This window comes from Pseudooceanicola endophyticus (genome assembly GCF_018760365.1).
Lineage (GTDB): Bacteria > Pseudomonadota > Alphaproteobacteria > Rhodobacterales > Rhodobacteraceae > Pseudooceanicola > Pseudooceanicola endophyticus.
The window spans coordinates 26,622-40,791 of record NZ_JAHIAB010000003.1; the positions used below are offsets into that span (position 1 = coordinate 26,622).

Here is a 14,170-nt window from a genome sequence, read left to right on the forward strand (position 1 = left end):
AGGGCCATGCAGAAACACGGGCACATGAATGAAACGGAGCGTCCCATGGAACTGATCGTCGGCAATACCCGCGTGGTCCCCAAGGAGATGCACCTCATTCCCGGCGGCGTGGTCGCCGAGCTGACCGGCCCGGCGCTCTATTCGGTGCTGGATGCGACCTGCGATGGCCGCGTCTCGGTCGAGGTGTTCGGCGGCGCGCGCGGCACCCGTTCCATGACGGTGACGGAAATCAAGATGCGGGGCGCCACCTCTACTGTGACGTTCCAGGAAAAGGGCGAAGGCATCGTTCTGAACTGAACGGCTTTCGCTCTCAGGCCGGGGCCGCACCGACGGGTGCGGCCCTTTGCCTGTGTGCCGCTTACACCGGGATCAGCCGGCAGTCGGCCTCTGTACAGGCGGCGCGCACCGGGTCGGGCAGGACGCCCGCATGTACCACCACCTCGTAATCCCAGATCCGCCCGGCGCCCATCGGCACCGCGCGCCCGATCTTGGCGCTGTCGAAGACCAGCACCCGGCAGGCTGCCGCACCCGCGATGGCCTCGCGCGCGCGAAGCTCGTCCATGTTGAAATCCAGCACCTCGCCCGTCTCCGACACCCCGCCGCAGGAGAACACCGCCCAGTCCAGCCGGAAGGGGCGGAAGAAGTCATGGGCATCGGCGCCGATCACGTCCATGTCCCGCAGCCGCACCGCGCCGCCCGCCAGCTGCACCGACAGCCCCGGCGCGGGCCGCAGCGCCATCAGCGCGTGGATGTTGTTGGTCGCCACGAACAGGTTTGCGCGCTCGCACAGCGCGCGGGCCACCTCCTCGACCGTGGTGCCGGTGCCAAGCGCCAGGCGGGCGCCTGCGGGGATCAGCGCGGCCACGGCGGCGGCGATGCGGGTCTTTTCGCCCCGGCCCAGGGCCAGGCGCGGCTGGTAGCCGATGTTTTCCTGCGGGGGCAGGCTGGCCGCGCCGTGGCGGCGGCGGATCACGCCCGCCTCGTCCAGATCGCGCAGATCGGTGCGCAGCGTCTGCACGCTGACCTCAAGCCGCTCGGCCAGCGCCTGCGCCGACAGCGGCCCGTAAAGGGACAGCAGGTTCACGATCCGGTCCCGCCTGCGCGCCATCTCGGACATGGGGTTTCCTTCGAAAGTCTGGGTTCTGCATGTTCCCGGGCTGGGTAGAGGATGCCGCCCGGCTTTCACAGCGTCAATTTCTGTTTTTTTCGAAATATCACGGGGCTGTCATCTGGCGCCTGTAGCCGGGCAGGGCAAGTTGAAAGCCGCAGAATGGCTTTCGAACGAAAACAGTTCAGGAAACGGGAAGTTCCAATGAACCTGCGCATCGCTGCCCTTCTGACCGCCCTTCTGCCGCTCTCGGCCCAGGCCGAGACGCTGACCCTCTACACCTCCCAGCCCAATGCCGACGCCCAGCAGACCGTCGATGCCTTCATGGCGGCCAATCCCGACATCACCGTCGATTGGGTGCGTGACGGCACCACCCAGATCATGGCCCGCCTCCAGGCCGAGATCGCCGCCGGCGCCGCCCAGCCCGACGTGCTGCTGATCGCCGACACGGTGACGCTGGAAGGCATGGCCCAGCAGGGCCAGCTGATGGCCTACACATCCCCCGAGGCGCAGGCTTACGACCCCGCGCTGTTCAGCCCCGAGGGCTACTACTATTCGACCAAGCTGATCACCACCGGCATCGTCTACAACACCGGCGCCAAGGATCACCCGACCTCCTGGGCCGATCTGGTGGGGCCGGACATGAAGAACATGGTCGCCATGCCCTCGCCGCTTTATTCCGGCGCCGCGCTGATCCATCTGGCGACGCTGACCGGCGACAAGGATCTGGGCTGGGACTACTACAGGCACCTCGCTGCCGAGGGCACCCGCGCCGAGGGCGGCAATGGCGGCGTCTTCAAGGCCGTCGCCTCGGGCGAGAAACCCTATGGCGTGGTCGTCGACTACATGGCCATTCGCGCCGAGGCCAAGGGATCGCCGGTGAAGTTCGTCTTCCCGAAAGAGGGCGTCTCCTACGTGACCGAGCCGGTCGCGATCCTGAAGGACGCCAAGCACGTCGAGGCCGCGAAGAAGTTCGTTGATTTCCTGCTCTCGCAGCAGGGCCAGGATCTGGTGCTGAAGATGGGCTACATCCCCGCGCGCTCCGGCATGGGCGTCCCCGAGGGCTTCCCGGCGCGTGACCAGATCAGGCTGATGTCCTTCGACCCGGCCAGGGCGCTCGCCGATGCCGACAAGAACAAGGACACCTTCGCCGAGATCTTCGGTGTGAAATGAGCCCGATGCGCTCTGTCATGACACGCGGCAGCCGGTCCGAGGGCCGGCTGCTGTCCCTGCTGATGGTCCCGGTGATCCTTGTGACGCTGGCGCCCGTGGCGCGCCTGCTGGTCGAGGGGATCTCGGGCGAGACGGGGTTTTCGGCCAGCCATCTGGTCCCTGTCCTGACGGCCGAGGCCACCCGCATCGCGCTGGCGCATTCGCTGGTGACGGCGGGGCTGGGCACGGTGATCTCCTGCCTGCTGGGGGGTGCTTTCGCCTTTCTGGTGGCGCTGACCGATCTGCGCGCCAAGGCGGCGCTGGTCTTCTGCCTGATGATCCCGATGATGATCCCGCCGCAGATCACCGCGCTGGCCTGGACCCAGGTGACCGGCCCGTCCTCGGTGCTGCTGAAGACGCTGGGGATCGCGCCGCCGCTGGGCGCGCCGCAGCCGCTCTATTCGCCGCTGGGCATCGCGCTGCTGCTGGGGATCCAGCACACCTCCATCGTTTTCCTGACCCTGCGGGCCGGGCTGCGCGCCATCCCGCCCGAGGCGGTCGAGGCCGCCCGCGCCGCCGGCGCCCGGGGCTTTCGCCTCTGGCGGCAGGTGGTGCTGCCGCTGAGCCTGCCAAGCCTGGCCGCCGGCACCGCCATGGCCTTCGTCACCGCCCTTGGCAATTTCGGCATTCCGGCAATGCTGGGGATCCCGGCGCGCTATTCGACGCTGCCGACGCTGATCTACCAGCGGCTTTCGGGGATGGGCCCCTCGGTGCTGCCCGAGATTTCCGTGCTGGCGCTTCTGATCGGGGCCGTGGCGCTTCTGGGGGTGATCGCGCACCGGCTGTTCCTGCGGCGCCGCGCCTACGGGCTGATAGGGCTGGCGAACCGGCCGCTGGAAATCTCTCTGGGGCGCGCCCGTCCGCTTGTCGAAACCCTGCTCTGGGGCGTCATCCTGCTGATCCTCGTGCTGCCGCTGCTGGCGCTTCTGGCGACTTCTCTGGTGCCGGCCTACGGCGTGCCGCTGACCCTGCAAACCCTCACGCTTGAGGGCTGGCGCGAGGCGCTGTTCCATCAGCCGGTGACCGCGCGCGCCTTCGCCAATTCCTTCCGGCTTGCCGGGGGCGCGGCGCTGGTGCTGATGGCGGTCTGCCTGCCGCTGGGCTGGCTGATGCTGCGCCGTCCGACCCGGCTGACGCGCTGCTTCGACCTGCTGGTCGATCTGCCCTATGCGCTGCCCGGCGTCGTGCTGGCCATCGCCTGCATCCTGCTGTTCCTGAACCTGCCCTTCACCGAGCGCACGCTTTACGGCACCGCCTGGATCATCTTCATCGCCTACCTCGCGCGGTTCTTCCCGATCATGCTGCGCCCCGTCCAGGCGGCGCTGGCGCAGCTGGATCCGGCGATGGAGGAAGCCGCGCAATCCTCGGGCGCCGCGCTGTCGCGACGCCTGCGCACGATCCTGCTGCCCCTCATCGCCCCGGCGGCGGCGGCGGGCGGCATCCTCGTCTTCCTTACCGCGTTCAACGAACTCACCGTTTCGGCGCTGCTGTGGTCCTCGGGGACCGAAACGCTGGGCGTGGTCATCTTCAACCTCGACGACAGCGGAGAGACCGTCATGGCCTCGGCGGTCTCCGTCTCCGTGGTGCTGGTGGTGGTGGTCCTGATGGGCCTGATCCAGCTGGGCGCCCGTCATCTTCCGAAAGGAGTCGTGCCATGGCAGAGCTGAGCCTGAACCGCCTGGGCAAGACCTATCCCGGCAGTGCACGCGCCGCGCTGGCCGATGTCACCGCCACCATCGCCGATGGTGAATTCATCGCGCTTCTGGGGCCGTCGGGCTGCGGCAAGACCACGCTGCTGCGCCTGCTGGCGGGCTTCGAAGGCCCGACCGAGGGCGAGATCCACGTCGGCGGCACCCTGATCGCGTCGCGCCGGAACCTCGTGCCGCCGGAAGAGCGCAACATGGGCATCGTCTTTCAAAGCTACGCGCTCTGGCCGCATATGTCGGTGGCGCGCAACATCGCCTATCCGCTGGAGGTGCGCGGCATCGCGAAGCCCGAGCGGAGCACCCGCGTCGCCGCCGCGTTGGAAATGACGGGCCTGAGCGATTTCGCCGACCGCGCGCCCGCCGCGCTGTCGGGCGGGCAGCGCCAGCGGGTCGCGCTGGCCCGTGCGCTGGTTGCCGATCCCTCCGCCGTGCTGCTGGACGAGCCCCTGGCGAACCTCGACCTGGCGCTGCGGGGCACCATGCAGGAGGTCTTTACCGGCTTTCACGCCCGCACCGGCGCGACCATGGTCTATGTCACCCATGACCAGACCGAGGCGATGGCCATGGCCGACCGCGTCGCCGTCATGTCCGAGGGGCGCATCCGCCAGTTCGCCGCGCCCGAGGTCCTTTACAACGAACCCGCCGACGATTTCGTCGCGGGCTTCGTGGGCGATGGCGCGGTTCTCCCGGCGCTGGCCGAGGGGCCGCGCGGGCCGGGGCGGGCGCAGGTGCGGGTGCTGGGCCACAGCCTTGAGGCGCGGGCGCGCTGCGCTGCCCCCGACCGGATCTGTGCCCGCCCCGAGGATATCACCCTCTCCGATACCGGCCCGATCCGTGCCGAGGTGCGGGCCTGCACCTATCAGGGCGGGCGTTTCCGCCTGACGCTGGCGGCGCAGGGCGGCGCCCGGCTGATCGCCTTCTCGCGCGCCCGCGCCCGGCTGGGCGAGACCCTGGGCCTGAGCCTGGGCCGCCCCTGGGCCTATGCCGGAGGCGCCGCCCATGGCTGAGGTGCAGGTGCTCTCGGGCGTGGGCGACAAGGGGCCCGCCTGCCTGCGGGTGACCCATCCCGGGGGCTGCTGGCTGCTGGACTGCGGCCATGGTCCGGAAGAGAGCGCGCCCTTCCGGACCGAGTGGCTGGAGGGGGTGGATGCGGTCTTTATCAGCCATGATCATGTCGATCACATCGGCGGGGCGGTCCATGTCATCGCGGCGGGCCTGCCGATTTACACCACGGCGATCACCGCCCGCGCCCTGCCACCCGGCGCCCGGGTGAGCGAGATCCCCGTGCAGGGCCGGATGCGGATCGGAGGGGTCACGCTGACCACCGGGCGCAATGGCCATGCCCTGGGCGGGGTCTGGATGCACTTCGACCTTGGGCGGGGGCTGTTCTATTCCGGCGACTGGTCCGAGGAATCGCACTGGTTCGCCTTCGACGAACCGCCCGCCGCGCGCACCGCGCTGATCGACGCCAGCTATCACCTCGATCCGGTGCCGCAGACGCGGCGCAAGGCCGATCTGGATGCGCTGCTGGCGGGGCTGCCGGGGCAGGTTCTGTTGCCGGTGCCGCCCTCGGGGCGCGCCGGAGAGCTGGCGCTGCACCTGATGGGGCAGGGGTCTCTTGGCCTGGATGACACCTGCCGCGACGTGCTGGCAGCCGCACTCGGGGCGGGGCCCTCTGCCGGGATCTCGGAGGCGGCACATGCACTGGCGCCGCTGCTGGAGCACCCCTTCGATCCTGAGGCGCGCTTCCTGCTGTGCGACACGCCCAATGCCGAGGCCGGAGCGGCGCGGGCCCTGCTGGAGCGCGCCCAGCGGGCGGGGCGGCTGGGGCGGGATTTCCACGTCGTCTTCACCGGCCACATGACCGCCCACGCCCGCGCCCTTGCCGCGCATCCGGGCGTGCATTTCACCCGCTGGAACGTCCATCCGCCGCTGGGGGACCAGCTGGCGCTGGTGGACCGGCTGGGGGTGGAGCGCTTCGTGCCGCTGTTTTGTCCGCTGCCCGAGGATTACCTGGTCGAGGACCGGACCCCGGCGCGGCTGTTCTTTCACGAAAGGGTTTCCCTGTGAGTCCTGATCTGCCTTCCCTGCCACGGCGGCGCTTCTGCGTGATCCGCCATGGTGAAACCGATGCCAACCGCGCGGGCCTGATTGCCGGGCGCACCGAGGCGATGCTGACCGACACCGGGCTGGTGCAGGCGGCGGCGCTGTCGGGGCTGGACTGGGGCGGCCCGGTGCGGGTCTGGACCAGCCCGCAGACCCGGGCGCGCCAGACCGCCAGCCTGGCCTTCCCCCATGACACCGCCGGCGTGCTGGAGGGGCTGCGGGAGCGCGACTGGGGCGCGCTGGAGGGCCGCCCGGTTTCCGAGCTGATCCCGCGTGGGGAGACGCCCGCGGGTGGTGAAAGCTGGCCCGCGATGCTGGCCCGCGTCGCCGCGGCGCTGAGCCATGCGCTGGAGGCCTCTCAGGAGGCGCTGCCGGTGCTGGTGGCGCATTCCGGCACGATCCGGGCGATCCGGCGGCTGTGCGGGGCAAGCGAGCACGGGGCCAGCCCGCGCAATGCCCATCCCCTGGCCTTCGTGCCGGGACCCGAGGGCTGGCGGGAACGTCCGGTGACGGAGGGCATGGCATGGACTGCGTGATCTTTGACATCGACGGCACGCTGGCGAGGTTTGACAGCGCGCGGCTGGGGCATCTGGTGCATGGCGAGGAAAAGCACTGGGACGCCTTCCATGAGGCCATGGCCGGGGCCGACGTCATCGCGCCGGTGGCGCGGCTGCTGCGCGCGCTGAAGGCGGGGGGCGCGGCGATCGTTTTGTGCTCTGGCCGGCCCGAGGGCTGGCAGCCGCACACCGAGGCCTGGCTGGCGCAGGCGGGGCTGTCCTATGACGGGATCTACCTGCGCCCCGGGGGCGCCGATAGCTGGCCGGACCCGGAGGTGAAGGCGCACCTGTTGGCGCGGATCCGGGCGGACGGGTTCGACCCCTGGCTGGTGGTCGATGACCGGGCCTCGGTCGTGGCCTTCTGGAGGGCGGCGGGGCTGGTCTGCCTGCAATGCGCGCCGGGGGATTTCTGAGGCCAGGCGGAGATGAAATCGGCGCCTGAAAATCGGCGCCTGACGGCGCCGACCCTTCGGGGAGGATATTTTCGGCCAGATGAAAGAGCCTGCCGGTCCTTGGGCCGGCGGGCCGTTTCGCCTCAGGCGCGGCGGCGCCAGGCGGCGATCCAGATCGCCACGAGGAGCAGCGAGAAGAGCGCGTTCCAGCTGGCCATGGAGATCCCCCACATCGACCAGGCGACCTGATCGCACTGCACCAGCGGCGCCGTCATGATCTGGTCGAAGAGGCTGTCCGAGCTCATCGTCGAGATGTCGCCGGAGGTGCAGGTGGTGGGGCCGGCGACGATGTGGCGCTCCACCAGGGTGTGGTAGATGCCGATGCCGGCGGTGGTGAGCGCGGCCAGTGCCCCGAGCGGTGCGATCCAGCGCCAGCCGGTCAGGGCGGCGATCAGACCAAGAACCACGGCCACCACATGCGGATAGCGCTGCTCCATGCACAGGTGGCAGGGCGCCAGGCCGCCGATGTACTGGAAGCCCAGGGCCCCGAGAAGAAGGGCGGCGGACCCAGCTGCGGCCAGGAGCGTCGTCTGTCTGTAGGTCATATGTACTTCACCACCAGGAAACCGGCGATCAGAATGACGAAAAACAGCGTGAAGACAAGACCGAGGCGTTTCTCGATGAAGTCACGAACGGGTGACCCGAACTTCCACAGCAGGGCCGCGATGATGAAGAAGCGCAGGCCGCGCGCGACCACCGAGGTGATCATGAAGGTGACGATGTTCATCCCCGTCCAGCCCGACATGATGGTGATCACCTTGTAGGGGAAGGGGGTGATCCCGGCGCCCAGCACGGCCCAGAAACCGGCATTGTTGAACTTCTCGTTGAAGACTTCCATGGAATCGGCCTTGCCGAGATGTTCCAGGATCGGCTGGCCGATGCTGTCGAAGGCGAAGGCGCCGATCGCGTAGCCCAGCATCCCCCCCAGCACCGAGGCGATCATCGCCACCAGCGCGATCACGAAGGCGCGGCTGGGGCGGGCGATGATCATCGGGATCATCAGCAGATCCGGCGGGATCGGGAAGAAGGAACTTTCGACGAAGGCCACGAGGGCGAGCGCCCAGAGCGCGTGAGGATGATCCGCCATGCGGATGGTCCAGTCGTAAAGTCTGCGGATCACGGGACTGCCTGAAATTGCTTGCTGGAAAAGAACTCTGGGGCTCAGAGACCACGCTGCGCTGCGGCGGTCAAGATGTGCTGCCCGGGGGGCGGCGGTGGCGCGCCGTGCGCCCTGCGATTGTGCGGGCCTGCCCTGAAATAAGGCTGGACCTGCGCGCGCGGCCTCGCTAGAGGAAAAGCAGGTCTTCCGGTGCCGTTTGGTGCCGGCAAGGCGGCGCCGCTGTCGATCCCAGTTGCGGAAACCGGATGGTTTTCAGGGGATTGCCGGGAACGGTGCGGCGGGACCTGCCGAAGGCGCCCTCCGGGGGGCCTTGGCTATCTGGCGTCGGGATCGTGGCGGAACGGTAGACGCAGGGCATTCAAAATGCTCCGCCTTCGGGCGTGGGAGTTCGAGTCTCCCCGGTCCTACGCAGCCAGAACGACCCCTTCGGGGGCATGAAAGCCGGCCCTGGGGCCGGCCTTTTCGTTTCTGCAGAGGCTCAGGCCGCCAGCACCGCCTCGAGCGTGCTCAGAAGCCAGTCGGCATCGGCGTCCGAGAAGACCAGCGGCGGGCGGATCTTCAGCACGTTGGCCTCCGGCCCGGTGGCCGAGATCAGCACCCGGCGTTCGCGCATCTCGTTGACGATCCGGGCGGCAAGGGCGGCATCGGGGCTGCGGGCGGCGCGCTCCGTGACCATCTCGACGCCGATGTAGAGGCCGGCGCCGCGGACATCGCCGATCCCCTCGAACCGGTTGGCCAGGCCCGAGATGCCGTCGCGCAGCAGCGCGCCGATGCGGGTGGCATTGGCCTGGAGATTGTCGTTCAGGATCACTTCCCGGGTGGCGCGGGCGGCGGCGATGGCCACGCCGTTGCCGCCGAAGGTGTTGAAATAGCGCATGTCGCTGCCGAAGCTGGCGACGGCCTCGGGGGTGACGGCGATGGCCGCGACCGGGAAGCCGTTGCCCATCGGCTTGCCCATGGTGACGATATCGGGGTCGATGCCGTGGCGCTGGTAGCCCCAGAACCGGTCGCCGGAGCGCCCGAAGCCCGCCTGCACCTCATCCGCGATGAACAGCCCGCCGGCGGCACGCACCGCCTCGGCCACCGGGCCCAGCACTTCGGGAGAGGCATAGACGCCATCGGAGGAGAACAGCGAATCCGCCACGAAGGCCGCGAGCCCGTCGCCGGCGCGCATCAGCTCGTAAGCCTGGCGGGTAACGGCATCGGCCAGCATCCGGCCAAGGGCCGCCGGGTCGTGGCGGTAGCTGTCGGGGGCGGGGATGCGGCGCACCCAGGTGCCCAGCGGCGCCCGTTCCCCCAGCGAGGGCGAGAAGCCCGCCGTCAGCTCGGAATTGCCGTGATAGGCCTCTTCGGTGACGATGATGCCGCGCCGCCCGGTGTGGTGCTTGGCGATGCGCAGCGCCAGGTCGTTGGCCTCGGACCCGGTGCAGGTGAACATCATGTGCCCGGTCTCGCCGATGCGGCCGCCGAAGCTGGGCAGCATGGCCTCTGCATAGTCGAGGATCCCGTCCTGCACGTAGCGGGTGTGGGTGCAGAGCGTCGACATCTGTTCATGCACGGCTTCGATCACATGCGGGTTGCAGTGCCCGACCGAGACGACGTTGTTGTAGGCATCGAGGTATTCGCCGCCCTGCTTGTCGAACAGCCGGGTGCCACTGCCCCGGCAGACCTCGACCGGGGTCTGGTAGAACAGCCGGTAGGCCGGGCCCAGAAGGCGGGTGCGCCGTTCGATGGCATGGGCCAGAGCGGGGTCGAGATGGGCAAGGCTGTCGGGGTTGAAGGCATTCACCATCTTGCCGCCGGCGGGCGTGGGAGAGGTCATGTCGGAGGGCCTTTCGTATGAGCGGTTCAGGTGAGCAGGGTGGAAAGCGCGGCCGGGTCGCGGGACAGGTACCAGTCCAGCTGGGCCCAGCCCTGAGTGGTGTTGCGCAGGATGTAGCTGCGGTTCTCGGGAAATTCGCGGGCGCGCCAGAGCGTCAGCAGGGTGCGGGTCACGACGCGGGCAAAGACCAGATGCGGCAGCAGCGCCAGCTCTTCCGTCGAAAGGGGGGCGCGGCTCAGGTAGCCCTGAAGGACGCGGCGCGGCCCGTCGAACATGTCGCCCTGTCCCAGCTCCTCCGCGTCGCGGGGCAGCTGGTTCAGCATGGCGGTCGACAGGTCGATGGCGACGGCGGTGTGCACCACGTCGCCGAAATCGATGATCCCGGTGACCGATTGCGCGCGGCTGCGGTCCACCAGCAGGTTCGAGCGGCTGAAATCATTGTGCACCACCTGGCGGGGCAGCGCGTCGATGCGCGGCGCCAGCGCGCGGATCTGGTCGAAGGCGCGCGAGAGGGCGCGTTTCTGCGCTGGGTCGGCGACATCCTCCAGCAGCCCGGCAAGCGAGGGCAGGTGGCGCACGTCCCAGGCCAGGGCGCGCGTGGCATGGGGATGTTCGAACCCCGCCATGGCCAGGCGCAGCTCTGCCAGGCGTGTGCCGATCTGGATCTGCTCTTCGGGCAGGGGTGGCAGGCGGTCCAGCACCTCGCCCTCCAGGAAGGTCATCACCCGCGCGCGGCGCGGCCCTTCGGGGGTCGGCAGGGCGGGCAGGATCTGGCCGTCGGCACTGCGCAGCACACGCGGCACCGGCATTTCGGGGGCGCGGGCCTCCAGATGCAGCAGCGCCTGCAACTGCAGGTCCAGCTCTCCGGCGCTTTCGCCGGGGTTGGCGATCTTGAGGATCACGCGGGAGCCATCGGCGCGGCGCACCGCGAAGGTATCGTCCTTCTCGGTCGCCAGCCGCTTGAAGCTGCCCTCCAGCCCGTAGTACCGCAGGGCCAGCTCGGCGGCGGCCTCCCGGGTCAGCGGGGTGAAGGGCGTCGCGAGGGAGCCGAGGTCGGGGCCAGTGCTGTCCGGCAGGGTCGTCTGGGGGGGCATCTTGGGCTCCGGGGCTGGATCAGAGGGGCCGGGCGGGGCGCTGCGCGGCCAGGGCGCGGCGGGCCTCTGCGGTGGTGCGGGGGCGCGCGGCTTCGACCTGGGGCAGGTAGCTGCCGCGCGGATCGGGCCGGGGGGGCAGCTGATCGGCCCGGGCGCGGGCCGCCGCGACGATCCCGGCCTGGCGCTCGGCCAGCATGGCCCCCAGGGCGGCGCGGCGGGCGGCGGGGGCATCGGCGGGCAGGGCGGCGCACAGCACGGCGGCCTCCCGCGTCAGCGCATCAAGGCGGGCCCGCAGCGCCGGGGCCTCGTCGGGGAAATGCGGCTCGATCCGGCGCTGCATCCCCTCGATCTGCCACCAGGCGTCGGGATCGGCACCGGTTTCGGGCTGCTGCCAGGGCGCGGGGGGATCGCAATCGACCCAGAGCGGCAGGAACCCCGACAGGCAGGGAGAGCCGAGGCTGCCCCAGATTTCGGGCGGGGTGTCCCCGGGCGACAGGGCCACGACCATGCTGGCGGCGGTTTCCGATCCGGTATCGGCCTGTACGGCGTGCATGCAGACACAGCTCTGGCCTTCCAGCCCCGGGGCCCGGTCCTCGGCGCCGGGGCCGTGATCGCGCAGCGCGGCGATCATCGCGTCGCGCCCGATGCCGCCCTCGGGCGGGATTGCGACGCGCCCGGCCAGATGCGCCTGCGACATGGCCAGCCGGGCGCGGCAGGACTTCAGGTTGGGGCGGTCGGGATCGGTGAAGGCCGCGGCCCAGTCGAAGGGACGCGCCGGATCATGCCAGCCCTGCGCCACCGCAAAGGCCTCTGCCCCGTTCGAGATCAGGTCGTAGTCGCTGCCGATCTGGTACACGTTCGAGATCGTCGCCCAGCCGGTCACGCGCCGCGCCGCCCAGTGGCGTCCGGCGGTCTCGATCACCCAGCCGCGCCGGCCATCGGCCAGCAGGAAGGCGTTGTGATAGAACATGTCGCGCGTCACGGCGGCGCGCCCGGCCTGGCCATACCGCTCCAGCAGCCCGGTCAGGACCGCCAGCCCCTCGTCGGCATCGCGCGCCCGTTCCAGCGTCAGGCGCAGCAGGTCCATGCCCAGCAGCCCCGGTTCGGGATCGGCGGGCAGGCGGGACCAGACGGCCTCGTTGCCGATGGTCAGGCCGTGTTCGTTCACGCCATGCTCGAAGCCCCAGATCCACCAGGGACGCGAGCCCAGACAGGCATGGGTCCGCTCCGCCTGCGGCAGCTCCGCATAGGTGGTGCGCAGACGGGTGCCGGGGGCATGAGAGGCCGCGGGCACCCGGGTCAGGTACTGGGCCTCGTTCGGCTCCCGGTCGGAGTTCTTGGCAAAGTAGCTGCGGCCGTCCGCCGAAAGCGGCCCCAGCACCAGAAGCGTGTCGCACATGGCCTTGTTCCGCGCTCAGTCCAGATGGGTCACATGGACCTGCGGCAGCCGGCCCTGGTTCCACTTGCCCCCGATGGCGCGCTCGACCTGGGCGGCCAGCTGCAGCAGCAGGCCGTCGCCGCCCTGGCGGGTGTGGATCTGCATCCCCAGCGGCAGGCCGTTTTCATGCTGCGCCAGCGGCAGCGACAGGCCCGGCGTGCCGCACAGGTTGTTGAGCGGCGTATAGGCGAAGAAGCCCCAGAGGTTGCCGAACCAGTCCAGCGCCGAGGGGTTGTCGGTCAGCGTCAGGTACTGGGTGGTGCCGATCTCGGGGGTTTGCAGCGCGGTGGTGGGGGTCAGCAGGATGTCCCATTCCTCGAAGGCGGCGCCGAAGGCACGGGCGGTCTCGTTGAAGGCCAGCTGCATGTCCGCGCGCTCGGTATAGGTGGCGTCCTTGCCCTGTTCCCAGATCCGGATGTTCATCGGTTCGATCAGGTCTTCGGGCGGGGTTTCCAGCCCCTTGAGGCGCAGGAGGTTGTTCACCGTCTGCGCGAAGTTCGTGATGTAACAGGTTGTCTGCGCTGCATAAGCCTTTTCAAAATCCACCTTGGGCAGGGCCCATTCCACGTGGTGGCCCAGGTCTTCGAAGATCTTCGCCACCCGCGCCAGTTCCGCAGCGATATGCGGGGTTGCGCGGTAGGGCCCCCATTCGTGGGACACCGCGATCTTGAGCGGTTTCGGATCGCTTTCGATCTGCTTCAGGAAGGACTGCCCGGGCGCCCAGTAGGGCATGAACTCGCCCGGGGCGCCGCCCCGGCAGCTGTCGACGAAGGCGGCGGTGTCGCGCACGCTGCGGCTGATGCAGCCCTGGGTCGAGACCACCGAGGTGAAGTCCGAATTGCCCGGCGCGATGGAGAAGGTCCCGCGCGAGGATTTCAGCCCGATGGCGCCGCAGCAGCCGGCGGGAATGCGGATCGAGCCGCCGCCATCGGTGCCATGCGCGATCGGCAGCACGCCCGCGCCGACCATCACCGAGGACCCCGCCGAAGAGCCGCAGCTGGTAAAGCCGGTGTCCCAGGGGTTGCGGGTGACATACATCGCCGGGTTCTCGGCCGAGGAGCAGCAGCCGAATTCCGGCGTCGTGGTGCGGGCGATGATGTTCAGCCCGGCCTGTTTCATCTTGGTGGTCAGGAAGGCATCCGAGGTCGGGCGATTGCCCTTCATGTAGAAGGAGCCCTGTTCCTGAAGTCGCCCGGCCAGCGTCGGACCAAGGTCCTTCAGCGCGAAGGGCAGGCCGGCGAAGGGGCCTTCGGCATTGGCGCCGTTCACGGTCGAATCAGCGACCGCATCGTCGAAGACCTCGATCACGCCGCAGATCTCGGCATTGGTGGCGGCGATGCCGGCGGCAGCCTGGGCGGCGACCTCCTCCGCGGTCAGGTCGCGGTTGCGAATCCGGTCCGCCAGGCCAAGCCCGTCATGGGCAAACCATTCCTTCCAGCTCATCGCCTGGGTCATCGTCAGTCTCCTGTTCACGTGGGGCCGAGCCCTTGGGGCAGCGGTGCGGGCCACCTTCCGGCCACGCAATCCTGGCAGTCCCGACGGGCCGGAGGCGCCC

Annotated in this window: 14 protein-coding genes and 1 tRNA gene; 8 read left to right on the forward strand and 7 right to left on the reverse strand. The window is 69.6% G+C overall.

The annotated features are described in order from the left end of the window. Positions 1–45 precede the first annotated feature (45 nt). Positions 46–297: a hypothetical protein gene (locus tag KM176_RS06495; protein ID WP_160892609.1), complete on the forward strand. Its 252-nt coding sequence runs from the start codon at positions 46–48 to the stop codon at positions 295–297. A 61-nt stretch (positions 298–358) separates the two neighbouring features. On the opposite strand, the gene KM176_RS06500 is transcribed toward KM176_RS06495, so the two are convergent. Then, complete coding sequence (locus KM176_RS06500; protein ID WP_160892611.1) at positions 359–1,117, reverse strand: DeoR/GlpR family DNA-binding transcription regulator; 759 nt, start codon at positions 1,115–1,117, stop codon at positions 359–361. A gap of 195 nt (positions 1,118–1,312) precedes the next feature. On the opposite strand from KM176_RS06500, the gene KM176_RS06505 reads away from it, so the two are divergent. From KM176_RS06505 to KM176_RS06530, 6 genes are read left to right on the forward strand one after another with little or no spacing between them, the layout of a single operon-like run. Beyond that, positions 1,313–2,281, forward strand: coding sequence for an ABC transporter substrate-binding protein (locus tag KM176_RS06505; protein ID WP_160892613.1), 969 nt, complete (start codon positions 1,313–1,315; stop codon positions 2,279–2,281). Positions 2,282–2,298: 17 nt separating this feature from the next. Continuing rightward, positions 2,299–3,987, forward strand: a complete 1,689-nt coding sequence (locus tag KM176_RS06510; protein WP_236045207.1) for an ABC transporter permease — start codon at positions 2,299–2,301, stop codon at positions 3,985–3,987. After that, positions 3,975–5,033, forward strand: coding sequence for an ABC transporter ATP-binding protein (locus KM176_RS06515; protein WP_160892617.1), 1,059 nt, complete (start codon positions 3,975–3,977; stop codon positions 5,031–5,033). The genes KM176_RS06510 and KM176_RS06515 overlap by 13 nt, the downstream gene beginning before the upstream one ends. Continuing rightward, positions 5,026–6,096, forward strand: a complete 1,071-nt coding sequence (locus tag KM176_RS06520) for an MBL fold metallo-hydrolase (protein WP_160892619.1) — start codon at positions 5,026–5,028, stop codon at positions 6,094–6,096. The genes KM176_RS06515 and KM176_RS06520 overlap by 8 nt, the downstream gene beginning before the upstream one ends. Before the next feature lie 38 nt (positions 6,097–6,134). Then, complete coding sequence (locus KM176_RS06525; RefSeq protein WP_311136138.1) at positions 6,135–6,668, forward strand: histidine phosphatase family protein; 534 nt, start codon at positions 6,135–6,137, stop codon at positions 6,666–6,668. Next, complete coding sequence (locus KM176_RS06530) at positions 6,656–7,102, forward strand: phosphatase domain-containing protein (RefSeq protein WP_160892623.1); 447 nt, start codon at positions 6,656–6,658, stop codon at positions 7,100–7,102. Before KM176_RS06525 ends, KM176_RS06530 begins: the two co-directional genes overlap by 13 nt. A gap of 122 nt (positions 7,103–7,224) precedes the next feature. Here the strand turns inward: KM176_RS06530 and KM176_RS06535 are convergent, their stop codons facing one another. Further along, positions 7,225–7,686 carry a disulfide bond formation protein B gene (locus tag KM176_RS06535; RefSeq protein ID WP_160892625.1) on the reverse strand — a complete coding sequence of 154 codons (462 nt, stop codon included), beginning with the start codon at positions 7,684–7,686 and terminating at the stop codon, positions 7,225–7,227. Next, positions 7,683–8,261: a YqaA family protein gene (locus tag KM176_RS06540; protein WP_160892627.1), complete on the reverse strand. Its 579-nt coding sequence runs from the start codon at positions 8,259–8,261 to the stop codon at positions 7,683–7,685. The genes KM176_RS06535 and KM176_RS06540 overlap by 4 nt, the downstream gene beginning before the upstream one ends. Before the next feature lie 326 nt (positions 8,262–8,587). On the opposite strand from KM176_RS06540, the gene KM176_RS06545 reads away from it, so the two are divergent. After that, positions 8,588–8,668: transfer RNA gene (locus KM176_RS06545), tRNA-Leu, on the forward strand. A gap of 71 nt (positions 8,669–8,739) precedes the next feature. On the opposite strand, the gene KM176_RS06550 is transcribed toward KM176_RS06545, so the two are convergent. Genes KM176_RS06550 through KM176_RS06565 form a run of 4 tightly spaced genes read right to left on the reverse strand, consistent with a single transcriptional unit; the run spans position 8,740 to position 14,070 of the window. Beyond that, positions 8,740–10,083 carry an aspartate aminotransferase family protein gene (locus KM176_RS06550; RefSeq protein WP_236045208.1) on the reverse strand — a complete coding sequence of 448 codons (1,344 nt, stop codon included), beginning with the start codon at positions 10,081–10,083 and terminating at the stop codon, positions 8,740–8,742. Positions 10,084–10,109: 26 nt separating this feature from the next. Next, entirely contained in the window at positions 10,110–11,177 is a 1,068-nt protein-coding gene (locus tag KM176_RS06555; protein ID WP_160892629.1) for a phosphotransferase, read from the reverse strand. Positions 11,178–11,196: 19 nt separating this feature from the next. Then, complete coding sequence (locus KM176_RS06560) at positions 11,197–12,576, reverse strand: C69 family dipeptidase (RefSeq protein ID WP_160892631.1); 1,380 nt, start codon at positions 12,574–12,576, stop codon at positions 11,197–11,199. A gap of 15 nt (positions 12,577–12,591) precedes the next feature. Next, entirely contained in the window at positions 12,592–14,070 is a 1,479-nt protein-coding gene (locus KM176_RS06565; protein WP_160892633.1) for an amidase, read from the reverse strand. Between the last annotated feature and the right edge of the window lie 100 nt (positions 14,071–14,170).